This window comes from Ruegeria halocynthiae (assembly GCF_000743705.1).
In the GTDB taxonomy this organism is placed as follows: Bacteria; Pseudomonadota; Alphaproteobacteria; order Rhodobacterales; family Rhodobacteraceae; genus Ruegeria; species Ruegeria halocynthiae_B.
On the sequence record NZ_JQEZ01000005.1, the window covers coordinates 36,283 to 62,182 of the forward strand.

A 25,900-nucleotide genomic window follows, 5' to 3' on the forward strand; every position below is an offset into this window, starting at 1 on the left:
GCCCCGATGCTATTGACCAATGAAGAACAGGCGGAATATTGGGGCAAGTCGCCAGCAGGCACCAGTTGGTTAACTTATGAAGACCAGCTTGATCATCTGATGGCCCCGGTTCTGGATCTGGTTCTGGACCGGGCCACGCTTTCTGCGGGAATGCGTGTTCTGGATATCGGCTGTGGAACCGGCGTCAGCACGATGGCCGCCGCGCGGCAAGCGGGGCCGGATGGGCATGTACTGGCCGCCGATATCTCGCAACCTTTTCTGGACAGAGCCAGGGAAAGAGCGTCGAAAGAAGCCCTGAATAACGTTGATTTTCAATATGCTGACGCGCAAAGCTACAGCTTTGCGCCTGATCAAGTGGATGCCGCAATCTCTCGCTTTGGTGTGATGTTCTTTCAGGATTCCGTTGCTGCCTTTGCCAATATCGCCCGTGCTTTGAAACCCGGCGGGCAGATGACCTTTGCCGCGTGGGGGCCGCTGTCTGACAACCCGTGGTTCAAAGTGCCCCACATCGCGGCCGTCAAGCAATTGGGTCAGCCGCCACGCGTGGATCGTTATGCCCCCGGGCCTTTGGCGCTTCATGATCTGGATCACGTCGCAGGCATGATGGAACAAGCCGGACTAACCGAAGTAAAGGCTGACGCCGTACCGTTGTCCCTGCCCGGTGTCGGCGGGCTTACCGACTCGGCGGTGCTGTGCACACGCGTCGGACCGGCGGCCCGTGCCATTTCACATTTCAACGGGGATGATCGGGACGTTCAGGCGATTCAGACCGCTGTTGGCGAAGCATTCCAAAGCTATCTGACTGACAATGGGGTTCAAATCCCCGCTGTCATCAACCTGTATCAGGCACGTCGATCTGGCTGAGTGGAGCGGGTGAAGGGAATCGAACCCTCGTCGTTAGCTTGGGAAGCTACTGCTCTACCATTGAGCTACACCCGCGAATAACGAACATGTAGCGTCGCAGAGACCGCCCCGCAACCTAAAAGCTGGGTCATGTTCAGCGGGTTATTCCGTGCGTGCGCGCAGGCTGTCAATCAACGATTGGTCCACATCCAGAACCGCGCTGGCTGCGTCCAGGGTTTGGCGGTCCAGATGTTGCGGGCTTAGGTCGATATCCTTGGAAAACGCATTCACAATCGCCTGTATCGCATTGATTCTGGCGTATTTCTTATTGTTGGCAGGGATGACATGCCAGGGCGCGATTTCCGTGGATGTCCGCGCCAGCATCTCATCCACGGCCACTTCGGTTTCGGCCCAGCGTTCGCGGTTGCGGAAATCCTCGTATGTCAGCTTCCAGCGTTTCATCGGATTGCGCAGACGTTCTGAAAACCGCTCCATCTGCTCTTCCGGGGATATGTGGAAAAACAATTTCACGATCCGGGTGCCGTCATCCACCAGCATCCGTTCAAAATCATTGATCTCTTGATACGCAGCGCGCCAGCGTTTCTCGGGCGTGAAACCCTCCAGACGTTCGACCAGCACCCGGCCATACCAACTGCGATCAAAGGCCGAGATCGCCCCTTCAGGGGGTAATCTTTCCCAAAACCGCAGCAGGTAATGGCGATTCAGATAGTAGTTGCGCGGCGCGCCGATGGGCCAGACCTTGAAACTGCGCGGGTCCAGCGCCTGACTGATCCGCCGGATCGTACCCCCCTTGCCTGCGGCATCCCAGCCTTCAAACACCAGAACGCCCTTGGTGCCGTGAAACAAAAAGGCCTGTTGAATCACGGCCAATTGCGCCTGCAATTCGGCCAGTTGGAGGAAATAGTCTTTCTTTCCAAGCCGCTTGTTTAGGTCGGCATCCGCCAAATGCGGGGGGCGATGTTCGCTCATTCAACTACCTGGAACTTGCTTAGGATCCTAACCATGGTCACATGCCCGCCAGAGTGTGGCATTGATCGGTATCAAACGCAAAAAGGCCAGGCGTCTAGCCCGGCCTCTGTTCGTTGTATTGCCGAAAGATCAGGCGCGACGACGGCGACCACCGCCGCGACGACCACCGCCGGCGGCCCCAGCCTCATCCGGCGATTTGTTGAACCGGATCCACTCGCCGCCATGCGGGTCATTGTTGGTCAGCAGGTTGGCGGCGCGGATGGCCTCCATTTCCTTACCGGCGCGCGGCTTGGTTGAGCCCAGGCCGAACAGCTGGCAAAAGGTTTCATCATCCATGTCAGCGGGCAGGATAATCCCTTTGGCTTCGACCTCGGCCTTTTTCTCGGCCAGTTTCTTGGGCCCGACAGGCAACGCCACCGGGTTCATGATGGCCGAGGTCATGCCAGCGCCCATCGCCATCGGCAGGAAGGCATTGTTGATGCCGTGGCGGTTGGGCAGGCCAAACGACACGTTCGACGCACCGCAGGTGGTGTTCACGCCCAGTTCCTCACGCAGGCGACGGACCAGAGCAAACACCTGCTGGCCTGCGGTCGCCATCGCGCCGATGGGCATGACCAGCGGGTCAACCACAATGTCATGCGCGGGGATGCCGAAATCGGCGGCGCGCTCAACGATCTTTTTGGCGACCTCAAAGCGCACATTGGGGTCTTCGGAAATACCGGTGTCATCGTTCGAGATGGCAACAACCGGCACGTTATACTTTTTGACCAGCGGCAGAACCAGTTCCAGACGCTCTTCCTCGCCGGTGACCGAGTTCAACAGCGGGCGGCCCTCAGCCGCTTCAAGACCGGCCTCCAGCGCGCCGGGCACCGATGAATCGACACACAATGGCACGTCGACCAACCCCTGCACCATCTCGATGATCTTGCGCATCAGCGGCGGCTCGGTCTCGTTCGGGTTGGGGTTCGAGTTGTAGACAACGCCCGCATTGATATCCAGAACGGTCGCGCCCGCAGCAACCTGCGCCAGCGCGTCCTTTTCAACGGTCGAAAAATCGCCCGCTTCCAGCTCGGCTGCCAGTTTCTTGCGTCCTGTTGGGTTGATCCGCTCTCCGATCACACAGAACGGTTCGTCAAAGCCCAGAACGGCAGTTTTTGTTTTTGATTCTACGACTGTACGGGTCATGTCCGTTCCTTAGGAGTTTGCAGGCTGCGCCGAAGCACCGCCGTTATTGATCGCCCAGTTGGCGTTGGTCTTGATACCGCCAAGCGGGAAGAAGTGCACGTTGGTAATGTTGAAATCCGGGTTGGCCGCCTTGTGGTTGGCCAGTTCAGTCACAACGTCGGTCGGCTCATACGGCAGCAACAGCTTGGATACATCCATGGCGCGTTTCTGCAGCACTTTCAGCGACGGGCCGACACCACAGGCAATCGCGAATTTGATCAGGGTTTGCAGCTTGGCCGGACCCGCGATGCCGATATGGATCGGCAGGTCGATGCCCGCCTCTTTCAGGCTGTCGGCCCAGGCAATGATTGGCTTGGCTTCGAACGCGAATTGAGTGGCCAGCGCCATTTCCGCATCGGTTGTCTCGTTGAATTTCTGTTTCCAGCGCAGCGCGTCATCGACATTTTTGGTCGAACCATCCGGGTCGATGTCTTTATTGCCCTCGGGGTGACCCGCCACATGCAGACGCTTGAAGCCTGCCCTGTCGAACAGTCCGGTTTCCAGCAATTGCATCGAGCTGTCAAAGTCGCCATGTGGGCTTGCAACCCCACCGGCCAGCAGCAACGCCTGATCGACGCCCGCTTCGCCCTGATACATGGAAATCCAGTTCTCCAGCGTCGCGGCATCCTTGATGATACGCGCCGGGAAATGCGGCATGACCGGATATCCTTCGGCGGCGATGCGTTTGGCGGTCTGGACCATGTCTTCGATGGGCGTGCCCTCGATATGGGCGATGTAGACGCGGGTGCCCTGGGGCAGCAGCGCGCGGAAATCCTCGACCTTTTCAGCGGTGCGCGGCATCACCTCGATCGAATAGCCCTGCAAAAAGGCTTCGACGGTCGGATTCACCGGCCCGTTTTCGACCGCATCACGTTTCTTGAAGTTCAGCAAAGCCATTGCGGCCTCCCATAGCTGTCTCGGGCTCATGCCCAACCGTCATTGGCGATCAAGGTCTTGATCCTGTCCTGATCGTATTCCGTTTCCAGACGCACGGCTTCGGCTTCGGCAATCTCGGACGGGTCGCCCTCAACCGGATAAGCCTCGGCTTTGCGCCATTCGGCCAGATAGGCATCACTGTCCTTGGCGTTCACCTTCATGGCAGCCCGGTCGATGGCTTGCTCGAACCGTTCCTCCAACTGCCGCTTGGCGCCGCGACGGCCTTTGCCGACGATGACTTGGGCGGGAATGTCGCGCCAGAATACGATGGTGACGTCAGGCATTGTTGCTGATTCCTCCTAACCAGATGGATCGGTTCTAGACTTCTATATGGGCGCAAGTCGGTCGGTTTTCGACACACGGCGCATTTCAAACGACCTTTTGCCCACGATGGGATACCGCGCTTGTACTGAATTACCGGGCAAACGCGCATATCAAAATACTCATCACTTTAATGAGCGTCTTGCACGAAACTATTGGCCGACCTATGGTCAGGGTAACTCGAAAATCGGAGGGCGTTACGATGGCGCCCAAGCGTCCCAAAGGTGCGGGCGCGTTCCCGAAGGCGGTCGAAAGCCCCGCGCCGGCAAGACCCGATCCAGATGCGTTGTATGCGGCGCTGGATCTGGGGACTAATAGCTGCCGCATGTTGATAGCGCAGCCCAAGGGCAGCGGGTTCCATGTGGTAGACAGCTTTTCCAAGTCCGTGCAATTGGGTGCGGGTCTTGAGCGTACCGGGCGATTGTCGCGGGCGTCGATGGCGCGTACCGTTCAGGCACTAAGGATTTGCCAGCAGAAACTTAAGCGCAACAAGGTCCGCCGTATGCGGCTTGTGGCGACCGAAGCCTGCCGCCGCGCCAAGAACTCACGCGAGTTCATCCGACAGGTCAAACGCGAAACCGGCCTGAACCTTGAGATCATCCAACCCGAGGAAGAGGCCCGCCTGGCCGTGATCTCCTGCGCGCCGCTGGTTTCCACCAAAACGGACCAATTGCTGGTCGTCGATATCGGTGGCGGCTCGACCGAGTTGGTGTGGATTGACATTTCATCCGTACCACGCCGGGATCGCCCCGCCGCCATCATGCGTTTGCACCACGGGTTTCACCCGGTCGAAAGCCCCTTTCCCGCCGCCAAGGTGGTGGACTGGATCAGCGTACCTTTGGGCGTGGCAACGCTGCGCGATCAGTTCAACGATGTCGAAGACGACTCGGCCCGGTTTGCGTTGATGAGCTGGTTTTTTGAGGAAAACCTGGCCGACTTTGCGCCTTACAAGGACGAACAGGCCCGCTTGGGGTTCCAGATCGTCGGCACCAGCGGCACGGTTACAACCGTTGCGGCCTCACACCTAGGGCTCAAGCGCTATGATCGGACCAAGGTCGATGGTTTACGCATGACCAGCGATCAGATTGACAAAGTCATACGAGGGTATCTAGAACTCGGCCCTCAGGGGCGACGCCGGGATCCGCGAATTGGCGATGACCGACAGGCCCTGATCATGTCCGGCTCGGCCATTTTGCAGGCGCTGTTACGATGCTGGCCCACCGACCGCCTTTCCGTGGCGGACCGGGGGCTGCGCGAAGGCCTGCTTTATGCGCAGATGAGTGCGGATGGCGTACTGGAAGACGGACCGTTCTGATGGCGAAGACACCGACTGGCAAAAACACTTCGGGGCGCGGGCAGCGCGATCTGAAGGTTCAGGTAAAGACTGCACGCGGGCGCACGCTCAGCTCGACCCGTTGGTTGCAGCGGCAATTGAACGACCCCTATGTGAAACGCGCGCAAACCGAAGGGTATCGCGGGCGCGCCGCATTCAAGATTCTTGAACTGGATGAAAAATTCCGGTTCCTCGTACCGGGTGCGCGTGTGGTTGATCTGGGCTGTGCCCCCGGCGGCTGGTGTCAGGTGGCCGTAAAGCGTGTCAATGCGCTGGGCGAACGTTCGGGCAAACGGATTGGCACTGTACTGGGCATTGACCTGCAAGAGGTCGAGCCGATTGCAGGGGCTGAAATTCATCAGCTGGATTTCATGGATGAAGGGGCTGACGATCAGGTCAAGGAATGGCTGGGCGGTAAGGCGGATGTGGTGATATCCGATATGGCGGCCTCATCCTCGGGACACAAACAGACCGATCACCTGCGCATCATGTCGCTGTGCGAAACGGCGGCCTACTTCTCGTTCGATGTTCTGGAGCAGGGCGGCACATTTGTGGCCAAGGTGCTGGCAGGCGGCGCAGAAGGTGACCTGCAAAAGCTGCTGAAGCAGAAGTTCGAGAAGGTGGCGAATGTTAAGCCACCTGCGTCCCGGTCTGACAGCTCGGAAAAATTTGTCGTCGCAACAGGATTTCGCGGCTGATTTCAATCGTCGAGCGTGATCCGGTCTTCGGTCAGCAATTGTGCCCGCAGGGAATCTGAGGCGATGCGTTGCAGCATCAGCGCCTCGCCATGATTGATATAAGCGGGTTTTCGGGCCTGAAGATCGACAATACGTTGCGCCAACGGCTGTTGAAGCAGCGGTGTTTGAACAAGCTTATCGGACATGAATCACCTTTGGGCTTGGCAGTTATCACAGCCATAACCCCGGAATTTGCCGTGAAAATGGCCTAAACCGGGCTTTGCCTTGCCGGTTTAGCGATCAAGTTGGTTCCAAAGTTGCAACAGCGCGGGGTTGTCCGGCAAAACGGTTAACCCTTGCTGTGCAACGTCGCGTGCCGCCCGTAGGCCGCGATTGATTTGGGTCAGTTGCACCAGCATGGGCCACGCCTCGGCGCGCTGCGGGTCCATCGTGACAACCTCGCGAAAGGCGCGTTCTGCAGCTTCGGCATTGCGCAACGTCAACGCCATCCCGCCCAGCACCAGATGCGTTTCGGGAAAATCCAGACGGTTCGAGATTGCTGTTCGCCATTCGGCCAGCCCCTGCCCGGCCAACCTGCTTTGTTCCGCAGTCATTGAGTTTTGCGGAATGGTCAAAAACTCTTTGGCGGCCGACATGCGCACATTGCGCAGCGGATCGGCCAACAAAGGCTCAAGCCGCCGCAGCCGGTCGGGCGGGCTGGCCTGACGTTGCAATGGTGCGGCATTGGCCCGAACCAACGGGTCCGGATCAGACAGCAACGGGGCCGTTCTGGTCGCAACGTCGGGCGACCCATAGGGTTGGAGAAGATACACAGCCGTCGCCCGCACGATCCCGGCCAAATCCGGATTGGCCGCAATCTCAAGCAAATCCTCTGGCCCGTCGGCGCGCCCCGCTACGACATCCTGAAACGCTGTCCCGAAATGCGGGCCCCGGTGGGGGGATTCGGGGAACCATTCCTTAATCCGCTGGGCGGCCCAGTCCTGATCCTGATCTTTGTGACAATCGGTGCAGGCGTCCTCTCCCATCCCCAAATCGGGGCGGGGCACCCGAAAGCTGTGATCACGCCGACCGTCGACACCCATGTATGTGCGTTCAATCATGTGGCAGGACTTGCACTGCACGCCGTCGCTGCCGTCAGGATGCTGGTGGTGCGCGGTGGCATCGTATTCCTTGGCTGTCAATGTCGGAAAATCAGGATTGCCAGCCGCCGAATGGCATTGCGTGCAAATCCCGTTTCCGTCCGCCCTCAGCTGCGCACTATGGGGTTTGTGGCAATCCATGCACCCCACACCCCGCGCATACATCTTGGATTGCAGAAACGATCCATAGACATAAACCTCGTCCAAAATCTGGCCGTCGGGTTGATAAAACCCCGGGCGCAGCACCGCCAGATTATACGCGTCATGATAAGGGGTGCCGGGAATGGGATTGCCGTCCTCATGCGCTTCGCGCCGAGAATGGCATCCAGCACATTGCTGTATTTCGGCCTCGGTCTGGCCCCTGCCCCAGCTCATGCTGAACCCGAATTCATTCACCCCGTCAGGCGTGCCTTGGCCCAAGGTCCAGTCGATATGCGCCGAACCGGGGCCATGACATGCCTCGCACCCTACTCCGATTTCGGACTGGACCGAGTTATAGCTTCGGGTTTCCGTATCATAGTTCTTTTCAAACCCGGTGGCGTGACATTCAGCGCAACGGGCGTTCCAGTTCTTGTAGGACCCGGTCCAATGCAACCCATCGTCCGGCGGAAGGTCCTGATCGGGATACAGGTGAAACCACCGCTTTTGTTCCGTGTCCCAGACCACATCAAAGCTTTGAAGGCGGCCGGGTTCGGTTTCAAACAGGTACTGCTGCAATGGCTCTATACCAGCGACCGAATGCACATCGTATTGCGTGCTGGTGCCGTCTTTCTCGGTAACCCGAGCCTGCAGTTTGCCGTTCGTGTCGCTGAATTCCACCGACATGCCGTCGTGGTCAAAGCGCGTAGCGTCGAAATCGGCCACCACCGTGCCTGCATCAACCTGCGTCCAGGCAAGCGCGTGATGCGATGTAGCCCAGGCCGCGGTCTCATCCTTGTGACAAGCGGCACACTGGTCAGACCCGACATAACTTGGGGATTGCGCAAATGCGCCCAAGGGCGCAAACAGAAGTGCTGCAAGCGCAGGAAACCTCACTTTGCGGTTCCATCGGATTTGCTTTGCAGATCCATCAGCGCACCGTTGTATTCCGCACCAAGGATCAGAATTGCGGCGCACAGATACAGAAAAATCAACGCGGCCATCGCCCCGGCCAACCCTGCGTAGGTCGCGCTGTAGGATGCGAACTGGCCGATATAGATCGAAAACCCCCAGCCGCCCGCTGCCCATAGGGCCAAGGTCAACACGACACCCGGCAGGATCTGCACCAACCGGTGCCGCCGGGTTGGAAGGACCAAATGCGCCAAAATTACTGTCCCCGCTGGAACGGCCACGGTAAATGTCCAGCGCAGCCGGTCCACGGACAGCCAGTCGGATACGTTAACATCCGTCTTTTCGGACACCAGCCGCGTGTAAACCGGCAAAACAACTTCGACAGCGGCGATGGCCAAGATGGCGGCGCCACCAACAACAACCAGCCCAAGGCACAACAGGCGGGTTTTCCAGAACGGCCAGACGTCGCGATCATGATACGCCTGATTCATTGCCGCGCGCACGGCCACAACCCCGTTCGAGGCGAAGAAAATCGCCAGCAGACCACCCAGTGTGATCACGCCCGAGCCCGACTCTTCAAGGACCGAGCGCAGCTCGGCCACGATCGGGCCTGCGACATCCTTGGGCCACGCGCCGAAAATCAGCTCGATCAACTCGTCCGTGACATAGCCCTGCGACAGAGACCCCGCCAGGGCAACGGTGAACAGGACAAAGGGAAACAACGCCATCATAAGCGACATGGCGACATGGCTGCTCATGACAAAGCCGTTCTTTGCGCCAAAGCGCACAACGGCAAGCCAAAGCGCCTGAACCGGCTGGCCAACAAGGGGAATCACACGCGCGCTCATGTCCAAAGCCTAACCTGCCAGCATCAATCCCTGAACCGGCAAAACCCACCGGGCAGCAAATAAACTTATACAAATGTTTGGCCGCATTGCATAATCCTGCAGGGCTGTGCAGGATTAGCCGAAACGCAATCTGATACTGAAACCGCGCAATCTGCGGTTCCTGATACGGGCCCATTCATGACTCTGGACAAAAACAACATTGCGACCCCAACGAAACTTAGGCTTTCGGTCGTGCGGGACGTGTCGATTGTTGCGACCCTTATGGTATTGGGATTATACGCCGGGTCCGCATTTCTGATCCCCTTGACCATGGCCCTTTTGATCAACGTCCTGATCATAGCGCTCAGCGACCGGGTCATCGCCATATCCCGCGTTCCCGTTTGGCTGGCCAATATCGCCGGGGTCATTGTGGTTTTGGCTGGCTTGTTCGTAATCATGTACATTCTGGGCAGTCAGGCGACCCAGTTCGCGCGTTCGATCAGCACCTATGAAAACCAGTTTGACGGCGCGGTTAACCGCATCACCGGGTTGGTCGGCAATGACGTGACCACATTCATTCGGGACAATCTGATCAGCATCGACATGTCCTATGTCGCGCGGGTGCTGCTGGGCAGCGCCACGTCGCTGTTGAACCATTTCTTTTTGATCAGCCTTTATGTGGCCTTCCTGATGGCCGAGCGTCTGGCCTTTCGCAAAAAAATCCAACTAGCCGCGGGTGACCCGCTGACAGGTGCCGAATTTGCGGCGGTTCTGGATGCGATTTCCTTCAGTTTGCAGCGTTATGTCGGTGTGAAAACCTTTATCAGCTTGATCACGGCGGGCATCAGCTATTCGGTCTACAAGACCTTAGGGTTGGAGTATGCGGAAACCTGGGCCGTGCTGACCTTTGCGCTGAATTTCATTCCCTCGATCGGCTCAATCATCGCGGTGATATTTCCCTCGATGATCGCGTTGGTTCAGTTCGATAGTATCGGCCCCTTTCTGATCATCGTTCTGGGCTGCGGTACGATACAATTCCTGATCGGAAACTTCGTGGACCCGGCCATGTTGGGCCGGTCCCTGAACATGTCCACCTTTCTGGTCATCCTGGCCCTGACATTCTGGACCACGATCTGGGGTCTGATCGGCGCGTTTCTGAGCGTCCCCCTTACCGTGTGCATCTTGATCGTTTTCAGCCACATCCCTGCCCTGCGTCCAATCGCGATTTTGATGTCGCTGGACGGTCGGCTTGGGGACGATCAGAACGGTTCTGAACGCACAGCCTGATTGCTATCAGTACGCGCATTTCAACACATACCTAACGGTATATTTAGATTTATAAATATGTTAAGCGAGAAGGTGTCGCAAAATTTGACACCCTAAAATTGAAGCTCCCGCAGAACAAAACACTAATGCCGGGAATCGACAGTTGCCAGCGGCGCGTTTCGAAACAATTGCGCCATCGATGATTTTGAAAGCGGCCCTTTCAGGCCCGTAATTTTAGGAGCTTTCTATGTCACCAACACATAAGATTTCAACGAAATGGATAGGCAGGCTTGCCGCGGCCGCTTTTGCCGCATGTCTTGCGATACCGGCCTGGGCGCAGAATCAAAAGCCCAACATCCTTGTCATTTGGGGCGATGATATCGGTCAGTCCAATATCTCGGCGTATACAATGGGGCTGATGGGGTATCAGACGCCCAACATCGACCGGGTTGCCGACGAGGGGATGATTTTCACTGATTACTACGGCGAACAATCCTGCACGGCCGGGCGTTCCTCGTACATCATGGGGCAATCGGTGTTCCGCACGGGCCTGTCCAAGGTCGGCCTGCCGGGTGCCAAAGAAGGTATGCAGGTCGAGGACCCGACCATTGCCGGGTTGTTGAAGGACCACGGGTATGTCACCGGGCAATTCGGCAAAAACCATCTGGGTGACCGGGATGAACATTTGCCGACAAACCACGGTTTTGACGAATTTTTCGGGAACCTCTACCACCTGAATGCAGAAGAAGAGCCAGAGCATGAAGATTATCCGCGTGATGCGATCCTGCCGGACGGGCGCACCTTTCGCGAAGCATATGGCCCGCGTGGCGTAATCCGCTCGACTGCGGGTGGCCCGATTGAGGACACCGGCCCCCTGACCCGCAAGCGCATGGAGTCAGTGGATCAGGAAACTCTGGAAGCGGCGATTGAATTCATCCGCGAGGCAAATCAGAACGGAACCCCCTTCTATGTCTGGTGGAATGGCACCCGGATGCATTTCCGCACCCATGTCAAAGACGAAATGCGTCAGCAGGCCAATGAGATGATCGGCCGCGTGGCCGATGAATACACCGCTGGCATGATCGAACACGACATTCAGGTGGGTCAGCTTCTTGATTTATTGGATGAACTTGGTATCGCCGATAACACAATCGTCCATTACTCGACCGACAATGGGCCGCATTACAACACGTGGCCCGATGCCGCCTCGACCCCGTTCTGGGGCGAGAAGAACACCAATTGGGAAGGCGGTTGGCGGGTTCCGTCGATGGTGCGCTGGCCCGGCAAGATCGAAGCCGGTTCCGTCACCAATGAAATCGTGCACCATATGGATTGGTTGCCGACATATCTGGCCGTAGCCGGAGACCCGGAAATCAAAGACAAGTTGATGAGCGGTTACTCCTCATCCGCGATGGGCCGTGATTACAAGGTGCATCTGGATGGCTATAACATCCTGCCGCTGCTGACCGGTGAGTCCAACGAAAGCCCCCGACGTGAGATTTTCTATTTCACCGATGATGGCGATCTGTCGGCTCTGCGATTTGACGATTGGAAACTGATCTTTCTTGAACAGAAAGCCTGGGCTACCCTGCGGGCATGGATGGAACCGTTTACCGAGTTGCGCGTTCCGATCATCATCAACCTGCGGCGTGACCCTTATGAACGTGGATACCGCACATCCAACACCTACTATGACTGGATGATCGACCGCGTTTATTTCCTGGTTCCTGCTCAGCAATATGTTGGCAAATTTCTCAGCACGTTCCAGGAATTCCCACCACGCCAGAAGGCCGCCAGCTTTAGCCTGGATCAGGTAATGCAAAAGCTGTCGACGCCGACATCGAACTAAGACGTCCATGACAATCACAAAAGGGGCCGGGACACGATGCGGCCCCTGACATTACCAACAAGGAATTTCATCCATGCTGCGTACTGTTCTTGCCGCGATCGTTTCAACGGCCCCAATGCTGGCCATCGCCGATCCCCTGCCAAGTTGGAATGACACTCAGACCCGGGGCCGGATCATCGCTTTTGTCGACTCGGTCACTGACCCCGAGGGCGCGGACTATGTCACACCAGCCGCGCGTGTTGCTGTATTTGACAATGATGGGACACTTTGGGCGGAACAGCCTGTTTATTTTCAATTGATATTTGCCATGGACCGGTTGGCAGAGATGGCCAAGGCGGACCCATCCATCCTGAGCACCCCGATTCTTGAGGCCGCGGCACAGGGGGATTTCCACACTGTTGCCGAAGGCGGTCACGAGGCATTGATCGAGGTGATCAACGCCTCTCATTCCGGCATCGGCGTGGATGCGTTTCAGGCGACCGTGTCTGATTGGCTGGACACCGCGCGACATCCCGACACCGGATTGCCCTATGACCAGATGACCTATCAGCCGATGGTAGAGCTGCTGCGCTATCTCAGGGACGAAGGGTTCCGGACCTATATCGTGTCAGGCGGCGGTCTGCATTTCATGCGCGTCTTTGCAGAACAGGCTTATGGCATCCCGCCGGAACAGGTATTGGGCACCTACGCCGATACCAACTATGACAACGTTGATGGCACGCCCACCATCGTCAAAGCGCCGGGGATTGCCTTTGTGGATGACAAGGACGGGAAGCCCATCAATATCGAACGTACACTTGGCAGACGTCCCATTCTGGCCGCAGGAAACTCGGACGGGGATTTCGCCATGCTGGAATGGACAACCACCGGAGATGGCCCCCGGATGGGCGTCCTGATCCACCACACGGATGCTGATCGTGAATGGGCCTATGACCGCGAAGGTCCGGTCGGAAAATTGGTTGACGGACTGGATAAAGGCCCGGAAATGGGCTGGGTCATCGTGGACATGGCAAAAGATTGGGATCGCATCTACACTGGGGAAAATTAAGACACTCAGGGACAGATAACCCAATGTGGACACTGCTGTTTTCCGCGTTCATTTTCCTTTTGTACGTGACGGCCATAGTCTTTGCCATACGGGCGGCACAGACCGCGCGCACGCCGCAGGGCGCCGTTGGTTGGGTGGTCTTTTTGATCTCGGTCCCGTTGCTTGGTGTGCCCCTGTACCTGTTTCTGGGACACCACCGTTTTCGGGGTTATCGCATTGCCCGTAAACACAGTGAAAGTGTCGTCGAAGGCATCAAGAGCTTTGCGGATTTCTCAAAACCTAATCCGGATACGATGCAAATCAACCCCCGGCCGTTCGAAGCCTTGGCGCATCTGCCGGTATCGCGTGGTAACGGCGCAGAGTTGTTGGTCGACGGCCAGGCCACGTTCGATGCCATTTTCAAGGCAATCGACGCCGCGCAAAACTACATCCTGATTCAATTCTACATCGTGCGCGACGATGCGCTGGGCCAACAGCTGCAAAGCAAGTTGATTGCAGCTGCCAACCGCGGCGTTGGCGTCCGCTTCATGACGGATGCCGTGGGCAGCTATGGCCTGCCAACCGCTTACCTGGACGCGCTGCGGGCAGCAGGTGTCGAAATTGCGAACCCAAGTGATCGCCGAGGTCCGCAATACCGCTTTCAGCTTAACTATCGCAATCACCGCAAGTCCGTGATCATCGACGGAGAAACCGGCTTTATCGGCGGTCACAACGTCGGTGTGGAATATCTGGGCCAAGACGCGCATTTCGGCCATTGGCGGGACACGCATATACAGATGACCGGCCATATCGTTCGCCAGTTGCAGCTGATCTTTACCGAAGACTGGCATTGGGCCCACGAAGAGGACCTGATCGACCAATTGGATTGGGCCGGCAGTGAATCCGACCAAAACATGAACGCCCTGCTTGTCGCGACCGGACCAGGGGATGAGACCGAGACCGGGGCGATGATGTTCTTTGCCGCCATCACCGAGGCCAAAGAACGATTGTGGATCGCGTCCCCCTATTTTGTGCCCGACATAGACATCATGACAGCCCTGCAGCACGCCGCCCTGCGTGGTGTGGATGTGCGAATACTGGTGCCCGAGATTGTCGACCATCGCCTGCCCTGGCTGGCCGCATTCGCCTATTTCGATGAGGTCAGAGATTGCGGCGCACGTGTTTTCCGCTACACCGGTGGCTTCATGCACCAAAAGGTGCTGGTGGTAGACGATACATTGGCCGCCGTAGGCACAACCAATCTGGACAACCGCTCGTTCCGGTTGAACTTTGAAGCGATGGCACTGTTTTTTGACGCGCGCGCAACAGAGGCCGTGGACAAGATGTTGCGCGCCGATTTTCAGCAAAGTTACGAGCTTACCCGAAAACTGCCAGCGCAGCCCGCCTATATCCGGTTCGGATCACCCCTGGCCCGTCTGTTCGCGCCGATCCTTTAGGGCATAAACTCTTCCTGAAAGACTCGCGTCATCAGCGCCACCATAAAGGCCGTCGACAGGCCAAACGCCAACAGGCCCGTCACGGATGCAAATGCGCCGAAGATGCGCAAATCCTCGCCCAGCACGATATCGCCGTAGCCCAGTGTCGTGAATGTCACCAACGAGAAATACAGCGCCGAGTTCCAATCAGGCAGCACATCCCTAAGCACCCAGACCAGTGCCCACAACCAGACCTGACAGGTGTGGATCAGTACAATGAACGCAAGCGCCACGCTGAGCGGGCCAGCTGTTGCAAAGAACCTATGAGCATTCGCCCAACGTTCAGACAGTTTGCCGACGATCTGCGTACACCAGGTCAGCAGAACGATTTCGATCAGGAAACATATCCCCAAAAAGATACTGCCCCAAACAATCTGGTCCGATAGGTACATCTGTTCGTCTCTTGCTGTGATCCGGAAAAGCCCTGCGACAATGTACTGTTGCGCTACGCTGAACAACCCCGGGATGCAAGATCGCCAAGCCCTGCGGCGAAAGGAAACGGGCGCGTGTCCACACTGGACACTAGTCGGTTGTGCTGCACATTGTGATGAGAAAACCGGGGCGCTTGCATGTTGCTGAGAATTGATCAGATCCAAAAATCCTATCCGGGCGGCCGCCCGGTTTTACGGGATGTGTCCCTGACGCTGGATCAGGGGGAAACACTGGCCCTGACCGGGGAAAGCGGGTGTGGCAAAAGCACTTTGTTGAACCTGGCGGCCGCGCTGGACAGCTTTGATGGGGGTGAGATCACGCTGGACGGCGTGCCCCTGTCGACACTGGACGATTCCGGTCGGGCCGATCTGCGCCGACACAGGGTCTCGCTTGTATTTCAGCAATTCAACCTGATCCCGTCGCTGACGGTTGAGCAGAACCTGTCGTTTCACGCCCGGTTGGCAGGGTGTCATGATACCGGGTGGAGCACCCATCTGGCGGATCGGCTTGGCCTGTCTGACTTGCTGGCGCGATATCCCGAAAACCTGTCCGGCGGACAGCAACAACGTGTTGCGATCGGACGGGCCATGGCTGCCCGGCCAAAACTGCTGTTGGCGGACGAGCCGACCGGAAATCTGGATGAAACCGCAAGCGCGAATGTGCTGGACCTTATGCTGGCACTGGTCGCCGAAACCGGGGCCGCATTGCTTTTGGTGACGCATTCGCAAGACATTGCCGCGCGGCTGGACCGGTGTGTTCATCTGTCGGGTGGTCATATCACATGACCCGAGCCGTCATTCAGGCATTACTGTCTCATTGGCGGGTTCACCGGCTGCAATTGGCGACCTTGCTGATTGGCATTGCTCTGGCAACGGGTCTGTGGTCCGCCGTTCAGGCCGTCAATGCCGAGGCGCGCGCCAGCTATGAGCGGGCAAACGATCAACTGGCCTTTGGCCAGTATGATGAGCTGCGCAACCCCTCGGGCATGATCCCGATCTCGCGGTACGTCGACCTCCGCCGTGCCGGGTGGCAGGTGGCGGCGGTCCTCGAAGGGTCGCTGCAAATCGGCGAGCGCCGATTGCAGGTGTTGGGCGTTGATATGGTCACATACCCGACCCTGCCCGCTGTCACCCAAGTTGAACAAAGCGCAACGCCCCCGAACCCTGCCGACATGCTGACAGCACCCGGTAGATTGCTGGCCGCACCTTCGGTACAAAAGCTGTTGCGCGACCATCCCCACCTGCCCCCGGTTTTGCCGACCGACGCGCTGCCCCCGGATCTGATCCTGACCGACATCGGGGTAGCTGAAACGCTGTTGAACAAGCCGGGTCAAATCTCTCGGCTGATTGTCCTGCCAAACCAGCCACAGTCGGTTCAACCTTTGTCAGACATCGCCCCTGAGTTGGAGCTTACCCGGGCTTCGGCGCGTATAGACACGGCCCAGCTGACCGACAGTTTTCACCTGAACCTGACGGCCTTTGGGCTGCTGTCTTTTGCCGTCGGGTTGTTCATCGTTCATGGCACCGTGGGGCTGGCCTTTGCACAAAGGCGTGCGATGATCAGAACGTTGCGGGCGCTGGGTGTCTCCATGCAGCAACTGGTCTGGATGATTACGATCGAACTGGCCCTGCTGGCGCTTATTGGTGGCTTGCTGGGTCTGGTCCTGGGCTTTTTTCTGGCCGGGGCGCTGCTGCCCGACGTCGCCGCCACATTGCGTGGGCTGTATAGCGCGCCGGTGGACGGCCAGATTACCCTGCACCCCCATTGGGCGCTGTCCGGTCTTGCCATGGCTTTGGCCGGCACTTTGCTGGCCAGCGGTCACGCCCTGTTCCGGTTGTCTCGTATGCCGCTGCTGACCGGGGCTGGATTACAGGCCTGGCGCGGTGCAACTTCGGGCAACCGTGTCATTCCCTTGGCAGGGGTTTTCCTGATCGCTGGCGGGATTGTCATATCCTACCTGTTTGATGGGCTGATATTTGGATTTGCCATGGTGGCTGGTATCTTGACCGGCTCAGCGCTGTTGTTGCCGGTTTTGCTGTCCCTTGTCATTTCCGCATTCCAACGTTGGACCCAGTCCCCGGTGGCCCAATGGGTCTGGGCAGACATGCGCGCCCAGCTTCCGGGCTTGTCGCTTGCCTTGATGGCCCTGCTTCTGGCGTTGGCCGCCAATATCGGTGTCGGAACAATGGTTTCCAGCTTTCGGTTGACGTTCACCGGTTGGCTGGATCAGCGCCTGACGTCCGAGGTGTATGTGACCGCCCCAGACAGCGAACTAGGCCAAGAAATCGCGCAATGGCTGACCCCCCGGGTCACGGCGGTACTGCCGATCCGCAGCGCGGAGCTGATGCATGAAACCGGGCCTTTGTTTCTGTATGGGGTCATTGATGATCAGACCTATCGCCAGAAATGGCCCCTGATTGCGTCGACCAAAGATGATTGGGACCGCGTTTTTGCCGGAAAGGCCGTGTTGATCAACGAACAACTCGCCCGCCGATCCAACCTTTGGCCCGGAGATTTTCTGACACTGGCACCGGACCACACCCTTACTATCGCGGGGGTGTATTCGGATTATGGCAACCCGACAGGTCAGGCAATTGTGTCGATGGCGCAGCTTGACCAGATTGCTCCGGGGGCCGAAGCGCGCAGGTTTGGCATTCGTGTTGCCCCTGATCGCGCCTCGGAACTGGCGCAAGACATTCGGGATCGTTTTGAATTGCCGCGACACGCAGTGGTTCAGCAAGCGACGATGAAGGCGCAATCGCTGGCCGTTTTTGAAAAGACGTTTGTCGTGACCTCGGCGCTGAATATCCTGACACTTGGGGTTGCGGGGTTTGCCATTCTCACCAGCCTGCTGACCCTGTGGACACAACGCCTGCCGCAAATCGCGCCGGTCTGGGCATTGGGGCTGACGCGCGCGCAACTGGCGCGGCTTGAGGTGTTGCGCAGCGTGTTGCTGGCGACGTTGACCGCAGTTCTGGCCTTGCCATTGGGTCTGGTTCTGGCGTGGGCCTTGCTGGCCGTCGTCAATGTTCAGGCCTTTGGCTGGCGGCTGCCGATGTATCTGTTCCCTGCGGATTGGATTTATCTGTTCGCGCTAACCTTGGTCGCCGCCTTCGTCGCTGCGGCCCTGCCCGCGTTGCGATTGTTGCGATTGCCGCCTGCGGATTTACTAAAGGTGTTTGCCAATGAACGTTAAACTCTGGTTGCTTTGCGTATGTCTGTTGCTTCCTGAAACCCTTCGCGCACAGGGCTATGCCGGGTTGGGCGGATCAGCCGACGGGTTCGACGTACCCCAACCCGGCTATCAATTCGAATTCCCCCGCGATCATGGCCCACACCCAAGCTTCAGGATCGAATGGTGGTATCTGACCGCAAACCTGAAAGGGGACGACGGGCGTGATTACGGCATTCAGTGGACTTTGTTTCGGTCTGCCCTGAAACCCATGGAATCCGAAGGCTGGCAAAGCCCGCAGCTGTGGATGGGACACGCCGCAGTCACCACACCCGACGCGCATTACTTTGCCGAACGCCTGTCGCGGGGCGGAATCGGACAAGCCGGGGTCACGGCCCAGCCTTTTGAGGCCTGGATAGACGAATGGCACATGCGCGGCCCCGATCCGAACACCCTGAGCTTGGCGGCCAGCGGAGATCAGTTTGAATACAACCTGACCCTAAATGCCAAGACCCCGTTTGTTTTTCATGGCGACGCGGGGTTTTCGGTCAAATCCACCGATGGGCAGGCCAGCTATTATTACGCGCAACCCTTTTACACGGTCAAAGGCGTGCTGCACCTGCCGGAAGGGGATGTTCCGGTGACCGGTCAGGGCTGGCTGGATCGGGAATGGTCCTCGCAACCTTTGGCGGCGGACCAAAGCGGGTGGGACTGGTTCTCGCTCAGTTTCGATGACGGGGACAAGCTGATGGCGTTTCGCCTGCGCGGTGCGCGCGGGGATTTCACCGCTGCAACATGGATCAACGCAGATGGATCAGCGACGCCCCTGCCCGATGGGTCCGTGTCCCTTGCACCGCTGAAGACCGCCCATGTTGCTGATCGCGACGTCCCCGTTCTGTGGCGGGTCACCCTGCCGGATCAGGATTTGGATGTTGAGGTTTCCGCCCTGACCCCCAATGCCTGGATGGCAGCCCGTTTCGAATATTGGGAGGGTCCCGTCACGATAACTGGCAGCCATTCAGGACGTGGGTATCTTGAGATGACGGGATACTGAGGCTTCCCGCCATCTCTTTGATTTAAGTTAACGGACGACGTAAACCGATACCGTTGAATGCCGCACGACCCGCGCGGCGTTCGGGCCAAGCAGATAATCCTTGAAGTCCGGCTTGTGGGCCCCGATCACGATCAGATCACTGCCGGCGCTTTCCGCAGTTTTGAGAATTTCCTGATAGGCCGTACCGGTTGCAATCACATGGCGGATTTTGTCGTTGCGGTCCTTACCCAGCGTTGACTCGCATAGGTCGGACAGTTTCACCCGTGCCTCTTCCACGGCTTTCTCGTAAAAGTCCGTTTCGAAAAAGCCCGCTACCCAGCTTTCTCCGAAATCGGGCAACACAGTCACCACATCCAGACCCGCGCCATCCATGTCGGCCAGCGCTTCGGCCCGTTTCAGAACGGGAACGTCCAGATCACTGTTACTTATATCAACGGCGCATAGAACAGATTTTGTCATGCCGGAACCTCTTGTCGTGCGGCACGGCCGCGTTGAAGGAATGCAATCAGCCCCAGCAGGATCATCGCCGGGATATAGATCAGTTGTTTCGGGGGCTGGCTGGACGGCAGGTTGACCGACGTAATGCGAACAGCCTCGTCGCCGTAATAGTCGAAATTGCCCAGATCATCCGCAACCGGCGAGCCGAACAGCGGCTCATCCAGTTTCACCAGACCATCTTCTTCGACCAGCAGCAGGCCCATCGCCTCAACCCTCGCGGCACCGCCTTCTTCGTTGCCAACGGGGACTACGACGGTGGTGTCTACCATTTCCAGCGTATCGAAATCCGGACCACTGATGACCAGGCGCACTTCGGTTCCCACCGGGGTTTCGCCTACGGTTTCAACCAGGGCCGAGGGGTCCACAGACGTGAATGGCGGTGAAATCCGGTCCATGAAGAAATCCGGCCGGAACAACGCAAAGGCCACGAAAACCAGCGCGATGCTTTCATACATGCGACTTCGGGTCACGAAATACCCCATCGTCCCTGCGGTGAACACAAGGATGGCTATGGTGGCGAATACCGCAACGACGATACCTTCGACCCAGGTCACATCAATCAGCAACAGATCAGTATTGAAGATAAACACAAACGGCAGGGCCACGGTGCGCAGGCTGTAGAAGAACGCGGTGAAGCCGGTTTTGATCGCATCACCACCCGACACGGCGGCGGCGGCAAAGCTGGCCAGCCCGACCGGCGGGGTCACATCCGCCATGATGCCAAAGTAGAACACAAACAGGTGCACCGCGATCAGTGGTACGATCAACCCGCTTTGTGCGCCCAGTTCCACGACCACGCCCGCCATCAACGAACTGACCACGATGTAATTCGCCGTGGTTGGCAAGCCCATGCCCAGAACCAAGCTTAGTAAGCCGACGCACATCAGGACAAACACAAGTGTTGTGCCGGTCATATCCTGCGCACGTTCGGCGATGGTTCCGTCGAAGGCGGTCAATCCGATCATATCGGTTGCAGGGCTGATAAGGTGCACAAACACCGCGGCGAAATAGGTCATGCCATAGGCCATCGCCTCGACCAGATCGGCCATGACCTGACCGATACCTGTCAGCGTCACCGTGCCAACGATGACCCCTGCGGTCGCGGTTGCAAGGGCGATCCCGATCATGTTGCGAGCACCGGCAATCATGCCCTCCCACAGGTCGAAAACACCGCTGAGGAAAGCATTCACCACCTCGCTATTGCCCCGGAAGATCGCTTTCAGCGGTTTTTGCGTCGCCAGAATTACGAACAGTAATGCGGTGGCCCAAAAGGCCGACAAACCGGGTGATTTCTGCTCGATCATCAGGAAGTAGACCAACACGATGATCGGCAGCAGATAGTGCAGACCAGCCTTGTAGATTTTGCTGATGTCCGGCAGCTCGACCGTCTTGGCGTTTGGATCATCGGGTTCAAGATCCGGCACTTGGGCGGCCATGGCAACCAGTCCGACATAGACCAGCAGGATCGCTGCTGTGATCACCAGACCCGCCATGCTCGGAACCCAAGCCTCGGCCGCGTCGACCGGGAATTGCGAGCCATAGCACAGACCGGCAAAGACCAGAAAGAAGCTTGCCATTCCAACGATCGTCCGTGCCAGATGCACTTCACGATCGCCCAGCGTGGGCATGTTCCGCTTTACGGCTTCAAGATGCACAATGTAGACCAGCGCGATGTAGGAAATCGCCGCAGGCAGGAACGCGTGGGTGATCACCTCGACATAAGAAATGCCGACATATTCCACCATCAAAAAGGCCGCGGCCCCCATCACCGGCGGCATGATCTGGCCGTTCACGGACGATGCAACCTCGACCGAGCCGGCCTGTTCACTGCTGAATCCGACACGCTTCATCAGCGGAATGGTGAATGTCCCAGTGGTCACAACGTTGGCGATGGATGAGCCCGAGATCAGGCCGGTTGCCGCCGACCCCACAACAGCCGCCTTGGCCGGGCCACCGCGAAGGTGGCCAAGGGCACCAAAGGCCATCTTGATAAAGTAGTTCCCTGCCCCGGCCTTATCCAGCAACGCGCCGAACAGAACGAAGAGGAAGACGAATTTCGTCGAAACACCCAGAGCGATACCGAAAACGCCCTCAGACGTTATCCACATATGGCTCATGGCTTTTTTCAAGCTGGCGCCTTTCCAGCGGATAACTTCGGGCACCCATTCGGATGAGCCGAAAAAGACGTAGGCCAGAAAGATCGTCGCGATGATCGCCATTGCTGGGCCAAGCGCGCGACGCGCGGCCTCGAACAACAGGATCAAACCGCCCAATGCGATCCACTTGTCGGTATCGTCGGCAAGCCCGCCAGCATCGACGATTTTGGTGTAGAAGAAATAGCCATATAGCGCGACAAACGCGCCTAAAACTCCCATGATCCAATCCTGAATCGGGATATAGTTCCGGGGGCTGGATTTCAGCGCCGGATAAGCGGCAAAGGCCAGAAACATCGCAAAGGCCAAATGAAACTGACGCGCGTTGTTGACGACACTGCCGGGCAACACATAGTTGGCGATCGGCGAAGCCAAAAGCACCTGAAAGACCGACCAGATCACGGCCACGATGGCCAGAAACAACCCGATACTTCCGGCAGGATCACGCCCGCCCGCATCCGAGGATGCGACGAGGTCCTGAAGTTCTTCTTCGGATAACGGTCGATTGCCCTGTTGATCAGCGCTCATAAAATCTCTCCCCGTCCAACGGCCGATTTCTGGCTCAGTTTATTCGTCCCGGTGTTTCCCGGTTAAAAAAACGAGGCGCACGGGCGCCTCGTTCCTTGGTCATCGGTGGATTATTCAATCCAGCCTTTTTCTTTGTAGTACTTCGCGGCACCCGGATGCAGCGGGGCCGACAGGCCGTCCGCGATCATTTCCTCGGGCTTGAGGTTCGCAAATGCGGGGTGCAGCTTTTTGAAATCATCGAAGTTTTCAAAGACAGAGCTGACAACCGCATAGACCGCGTCATCCGATACGTCTGCCGAGGTCACGAAGGTCGCGCCGACACCAAAGGTCGCGGTGTCGCCATCCGAACCACGGTACATGCCGCCGGGGATGGTTGCGGTACGGTAGAACGAGTTGTCGTCAACCAGCTTGCTGACCGCGTCACCGCTGACATTCACCAGAACCGAGTCACAGGCTGTGGTCGCTTCCTGGATCGAACCCGACGGGTGACCCACGGTGTAAACCATGGCGTCGATCTGGTTGTCGCACAGGGCTGCCGACTGTTCAGCCGCCTTCAGCTCAGTCGCCAGTTCGAAATCATCGGTGGTCCAACCCATTTCGCCCAGCAGAACCTCCATGGTGCCGCGCTGACCGGAACCGGGGTTGCCGATATTGACGCGCTTGCCCTTCAGGTCTTCGAAGTTGGCGATGCCGGAATCGGCACGGGCCACAACGGTGAAGGGTTCGGGGTGTACCGAGAATACGGCGCGCAGGTTTTCGAACGGGCCCGCCTCTTCGAATTTCGAGGTGCCGTTAAACGCATGGTACTGCCAGTCGGACTGGGCCACACCGAACTCCAGCTCACCTTCGCGGATGGTGTTGATGTTGTAGACCGAACCGCCGGTCGATTCGACCGAGCAGCGCACGCCATGTTCCTTGCGGCCTTTATTGACCAAACGGCAGATTGCGCCGCCTGTCGGATAATACACACCGGTCACACCGCCGGTGCCAATGGTGATGAATTCTTCTGCATATGCGGCAGGTGCCATAAGGGCTGCGGTAACGACCGCGCCGAGGCTAAGCTTGCTGCTGTTTTTCATTTTTGTGAACTCCCAATTCTTTTGGTGGATGAGAGATTGTTAGCGGTCCCATCACGGGTTCAGCGGGTACGACAAGCGAACCTGTCTTGCAACAGATACAAACGCCTGAAATTCCAAATCTCCCAACACCTTCGACGTTTCATTTAGACACTCGACTTGTCAACCCCCGTGCACGGCAGAACGAGCCAAAGCTGCATATCTGAAGGGTTTTTCCAAAGTTTCCCCCTGCTGTTGGCTTGAATGGCCGAAACATTGAACAAAGCTGGGCAAAGGGACAAACGCCCCGACTGACGCAACAATTCTTTTGAATGTTTATTGGTTGACCCGTAACCTCGGGCCAAATTTTGCACGCCTCTGTAATCACAGGTTCGCAAAGGGATTTTTCCACAGTTGCCGCGAAAGGCGCCCGTTGATGAGACGCACATCCCCCAGCCCCTTGCTTGTCGTAGCCCTTACAATCAGCGCGGCGATTGCAACTTGGGGCATCGCTGATTCACAGGGGCTTGGGCGTCTGGCCGCAGCCGCCGTCAACATGCAGTTCAACAGCCGCGGCTGGTTCATCATGCTTGAAGTCAGCTGCCTGTTGTTGGTGGCGCTGTATCTGGCCCTGTCCCGGTTTGGAAACATTCGCCTTGGCCCCGACAGTGCCGAGCCGGAATTTTCCACACCGGCATGGATCGCCATGCTGTTCGCCGCCGGAATGGGGGTCGGGCTGCTGTTTTACGGCGCGGCCGAGCCGCTGACCCACTTCGAAGTGCTGCGCCAATACGATTCTGACCCCCAAGCTGCCAGTTATGCCCTGTTCGTCACCTATCTGAATTGGGGGTTCCACGCCTGGGCGATCTACGCGACCGTGGGTCTGGTCATCGCCTATTTCGCCTATCGTCGGCACCGCACATTGTTGCTGAGCGCACCCCTGACCGACGCACTGGGCGACGCAGGCTGGATCAAAGCGCTGGGATGGGTGTTCGATCTGCTTTCGATCGTCGCGATTGCGGTTGGTCTGGCGGGGTCGATGGCAATGGGCGTGTTTCAGATTCAAACCGGTTTGGCCGGATTGATCGGCATCGACCAACCGGGCGTACTGACATTGCCCGTTTTTGCCCTGCTTTGCGTGGCCTACATCATCCCCCTGCGACGCGATCTTGGTCGGGGGATGTCGCTGCTATCCAACACGGCGATGCTGATTGCGGTCGGGCTGATGGTCTATCTGCTGATCCTGGGCCCCACTTCGTTTCTGATGAATGACATTGTGTCAGGGTTTGGCCGCTATCTTTTTGAGGTCTTGCCCGCAGGGTTTTCCACCGCCGAATTCTTTGACGACATTCTGGTCAATTGGTTTCACGGCTGGACGCTGAACTATATGATCTGGTGGCTGGCCTGGTCGCCCTTTGTGGGCATTTTCATCGCCCGGATTTCACGCGGGCGCACCATTCGCGAGTTTTTGGTCGGCGTCATCGTGGCCCCCACCCTGTTCTCGATCCTGTGGTTTGGTATCTTCGGCGGGCTGGGCTTTTACGACGCACTGCGCCAGGACGGTGCCCTGGCCGCCGTCAACGCCGAAAACCTGGATGCGACGACATTCGCCCTGCTGGCCAAGTTCCCACTGGGCGGCCTGACGCAAATGGCCACCGTGCTGGCCGCGTTTCTGTTCGTGGTGACCAGTGTCGTCAGCGCCGGGTTCACCCTTGCGATGATCGGAACAGGTGGCGATGACAACCCGTCACCCCGCATCCGCACAATCTGGGGTGTCATTCTGGGCGCGCTTGGGCTGGCGATGATACTGGTGGGCGATATCTCATTGGTCAGGTCAATCATCGCGCTTTCGGCCATGGCGTTTGTCTTCATCGTGCCGATCCTCGTGATCTGCCTGTTCAAAAGCCTGACGCGCGAGGATCACCCATGAGCAGCGAAGTCATCGACACCATGCTGAACCTCACCATCTTTGCCTACATTGGATTTCTGATCTGGCTGTGCCTGCGACG

22 protein-coding genes and 1 tRNA gene are annotated in these 25,900 nt (G+C 57.8%); 11 read left to right on the forward strand and 12 right to left on the reverse strand.

The features are described 5' to 3' along the window. Positions 1-6 precede the first annotated feature (6 nt). Positions 7-864 (forward strand): class I SAM-dependent methyltransferase, encoded by an 858-nt coding sequence (locus tag JT51_RS17100; RefSeq protein WP_037315603.1) that lies wholly within the window; start codon positions 7-9, stop codon positions 862-864. Position 865: 1 nt separating this feature from the next. Here the strand turns inward: JT51_RS17100 and JT51_RS17105 are convergent. The 5 genes from JT51_RS17105 to JT51_RS17125 form a co-directional block, all read right to left on the reverse strand. After that, positions 866-939, reverse strand: a tRNA-Gly gene (locus tag JT51_RS17105). Positions 940-1,005: 66 nt separating this feature from the next. Beyond that, positions 1,006-1,833, reverse strand: a complete 828-nt coding sequence (locus JT51_RS17110) for a polyphosphate kinase 2 family protein (protein WP_051927625.1) — start codon at positions 1,831-1,833, stop codon at positions 1,006-1,008. A 129-nt stretch (positions 1,834-1,962) separates the two neighbouring features. Then, positions 1,963-3,018 carry a methyltetrahydrofolate cobalamin methyltransferase gene (locus JT51_RS17115; RefSeq protein WP_037315605.1) on the reverse strand — a complete coding sequence of 352 codons (1,056 nt, stop codon included), beginning with the start codon at positions 3,016-3,018 and terminating at the stop codon, positions 1,963-1,965. A 9-nt stretch (positions 3,019-3,027) separates the two neighbouring features. Next, entirely contained in the window at positions 3,028-3,954 is a 927-nt protein-coding gene (locus JT51_RS17120) for a methylenetetrahydrofolate reductase (RefSeq protein ID WP_037315607.1), read from the reverse strand. Between the two features lie 26 nt (positions 3,955-3,980). Continuing rightward, a complete protein-coding gene (locus JT51_RS17125) occupies positions 3,981-4,277 on the reverse strand; it encodes a virulence factor (RefSeq protein WP_037315610.1) in 297 nt (98 codons plus the stop codon). Between the two features lie 239 nt (positions 4,278-4,516). Between JT51_RS17125 and JT51_RS17130 the strand changes: the two genes are divergently transcribed. Together JT51_RS17130 and JT51_RS17135 are read left to right on the forward strand one after the other, a co-directional pair. After that, entirely contained in the window at positions 4,517-5,629 is a 1,113-nt protein-coding gene (locus JT51_RS17130) for a Ppx/GppA phosphatase family protein (protein ID WP_037315612.1), read from the forward strand. Further along, on the forward strand, positions 5,629-6,345 hold the full coding sequence (locus JT51_RS17135; protein WP_037315615.1) for an RlmE family RNA methyltransferase: 717 nt from the start codon (positions 5,629-5,631) through the stop codon (positions 6,343-6,345). Before JT51_RS17130 ends, JT51_RS17135 begins: the two co-directional genes overlap by 1 nt. A gap of 2 nt (positions 6,346-6,347) precedes the next feature. Here JT51_RS17135 and JT51_RS17140 read toward each other — a convergent pair whose 3' ends face one another. The 3 genes from JT51_RS17140 to JT51_RS17150 form a co-directional block, all read right to left on the reverse strand. Further along, positions 6,348-6,530 carry a hypothetical protein gene (locus JT51_RS17140; RefSeq protein ID WP_037315618.1) on the reverse strand — a complete coding sequence of 61 codons (183 nt, stop codon included), beginning with the start codon at positions 6,528-6,530 and terminating at the stop codon, positions 6,348-6,350. An 87-nt stretch (positions 6,531-6,617) separates the two neighbouring features. Beyond that, entirely contained in the window at positions 6,618-8,519 is a 1,902-nt protein-coding gene (locus JT51_RS17145; RefSeq protein ID WP_051927626.1) for a multiheme c-type cytochrome, read from the reverse strand. Next, positions 8,516-9,382 (reverse strand): YihY/virulence factor BrkB family protein, encoded by an 867-nt coding sequence (locus tag JT51_RS17150; RefSeq protein WP_037315621.1) that lies wholly within the window; start codon positions 9,380-9,382, stop codon positions 8,516-8,518. Before JT51_RS17150 ends, JT51_RS17145 begins: the two co-directional genes overlap by 4 nt. A 177-nt stretch (positions 9,383-9,559) precedes the next feature. Here JT51_RS17150 and JT51_RS17155 point away from each other — a divergent pair, with 177 nt between their 5' ends. From JT51_RS17155 to cls, 4 genes are all read left to right on the forward strand, one after another. Further along, on the forward strand, positions 9,560-10,648 hold the full coding sequence (locus tag JT51_RS17155) for an AI-2E family transporter (RefSeq protein WP_037315625.1): 1,089 nt from the start codon (positions 9,560-9,562) through the stop codon (positions 10,646-10,648). Positions 10,649-10,874: 226 nt separating this feature from the next. Beyond that, on the forward strand, positions 10,875-12,476 hold the full coding sequence (locus JT51_RS17160; protein WP_037315629.1) for an arylsulfatase: 1,602 nt from the start codon (positions 10,875-10,877) through the stop codon (positions 12,474-12,476). Between the two features lie 73 nt (positions 12,477-12,549). Beyond that, entirely contained in the window at positions 12,550-13,524 is a 975-nt protein-coding gene (locus JT51_RS17165; RefSeq protein WP_037315632.1) for an HAD family hydrolase, read from the forward strand. Positions 13,525-13,547: 23 nt separating this feature from the next. After that, positions 13,548-14,960, forward strand: coding sequence for a cardiolipin synthase (gene cls, locus JT51_RS17170; protein WP_037315634.1), 1,413 nt, complete (start codon positions 13,548-13,550; stop codon positions 14,958-14,960). Here cls and JT51_RS17175 read toward each other — a convergent pair. Next, the gene (locus JT51_RS17175; protein ID WP_037315637.1) at positions 14,957-15,391 is read right to left on the reverse strand and encodes an ion channel; all 435 of its coding nucleotides are present in this window, start codon (positions 15,389-15,391) and stop codon (positions 14,957-14,959) included. The two genes, cls and JT51_RS17175, sit on opposite strands and share 4 nt — an antisense overlap. 177 nt (positions 15,392-15,568) lie before the next feature. Here JT51_RS17175 and JT51_RS17180 point away from each other — a divergent pair, with 177 nt between their 5' ends. The 3 genes from JT51_RS17180 to JT51_RS17190 are packed head-to-tail and all read left to right on the forward strand — an operon-like array spanning position 15,569 to position 19,657. After that, the gene (locus tag JT51_RS17180) at positions 15,569-16,216 is read left to right on the forward strand and encodes an ABC transporter ATP-binding protein (protein WP_037315640.1); all 648 of its coding nucleotides are present in this window, start codon (positions 15,569-15,571) and stop codon (positions 16,214-16,216) included. Then, positions 16,213-18,627 carry an ABC transporter permease gene (locus tag JT51_RS17185; RefSeq protein WP_037315643.1) on the forward strand — a complete coding sequence of 805 codons (2,415 nt, stop codon included), beginning with the start codon at positions 16,213-16,215 and terminating at the stop codon, positions 18,625-18,627. The genes JT51_RS17180 and JT51_RS17185 overlap by 4 nt, the downstream gene beginning before the upstream one ends. Next, positions 18,617-19,657: a lipocalin-like domain-containing protein gene (locus tag JT51_RS17190; protein ID WP_037315646.1), complete on the forward strand. Its 1,041-nt coding sequence runs from the start codon at positions 18,617-18,619 to the stop codon at positions 19,655-19,657. Before JT51_RS17185 ends, JT51_RS17190 begins: the two co-directional genes overlap by 11 nt. Before the next feature lie 27 nt (positions 19,658-19,684). Here JT51_RS17190 and JT51_RS17195 read toward each other — a convergent pair whose 3' ends face one another. From JT51_RS17195 to JT51_RS17205, 3 genes are all read right to left on the reverse strand, one after another. Further along, the gene (locus JT51_RS17195; RefSeq protein ID WP_037315649.1) at positions 19,685-20,116 is read right to left on the reverse strand and encodes a universal stress protein; all 432 of its coding nucleotides are present in this window, start codon (positions 20,114-20,116) and stop codon (positions 19,685-19,687) included. Beyond that, entirely contained in the window at positions 20,113-22,836 is a 2,724-nt protein-coding gene (locus JT51_RS17200; protein WP_037315651.1) for a TRAP transporter permease, read from the reverse strand. Before JT51_RS17200 ends, JT51_RS17195 begins: the two co-directional genes overlap by 4 nt. 110 nt (positions 22,837-22,946) lie before the next feature. Continuing rightward, complete coding sequence (locus tag JT51_RS17205) at positions 22,947-23,915, reverse strand: TAXI family TRAP transporter solute-binding subunit (RefSeq protein ID WP_037315654.1); 969 nt, start codon at positions 23,913-23,915, stop codon at positions 22,947-22,949. 412 nt (positions 23,916-24,327) lie between these two features. On the opposite strand from JT51_RS17205, the gene JT51_RS17210 reads away from it, so the two are divergent. Continuing rightward, positions 24,328-25,821 (forward strand): BCCT family transporter, encoded by a 1,494-nt coding sequence (locus JT51_RS17210; protein ID WP_037315657.1) that lies wholly within the window; start codon positions 24,328-24,330, stop codon positions 25,819-25,821. Positions 25,822-25,900: the final 79 nt, after the last annotated feature.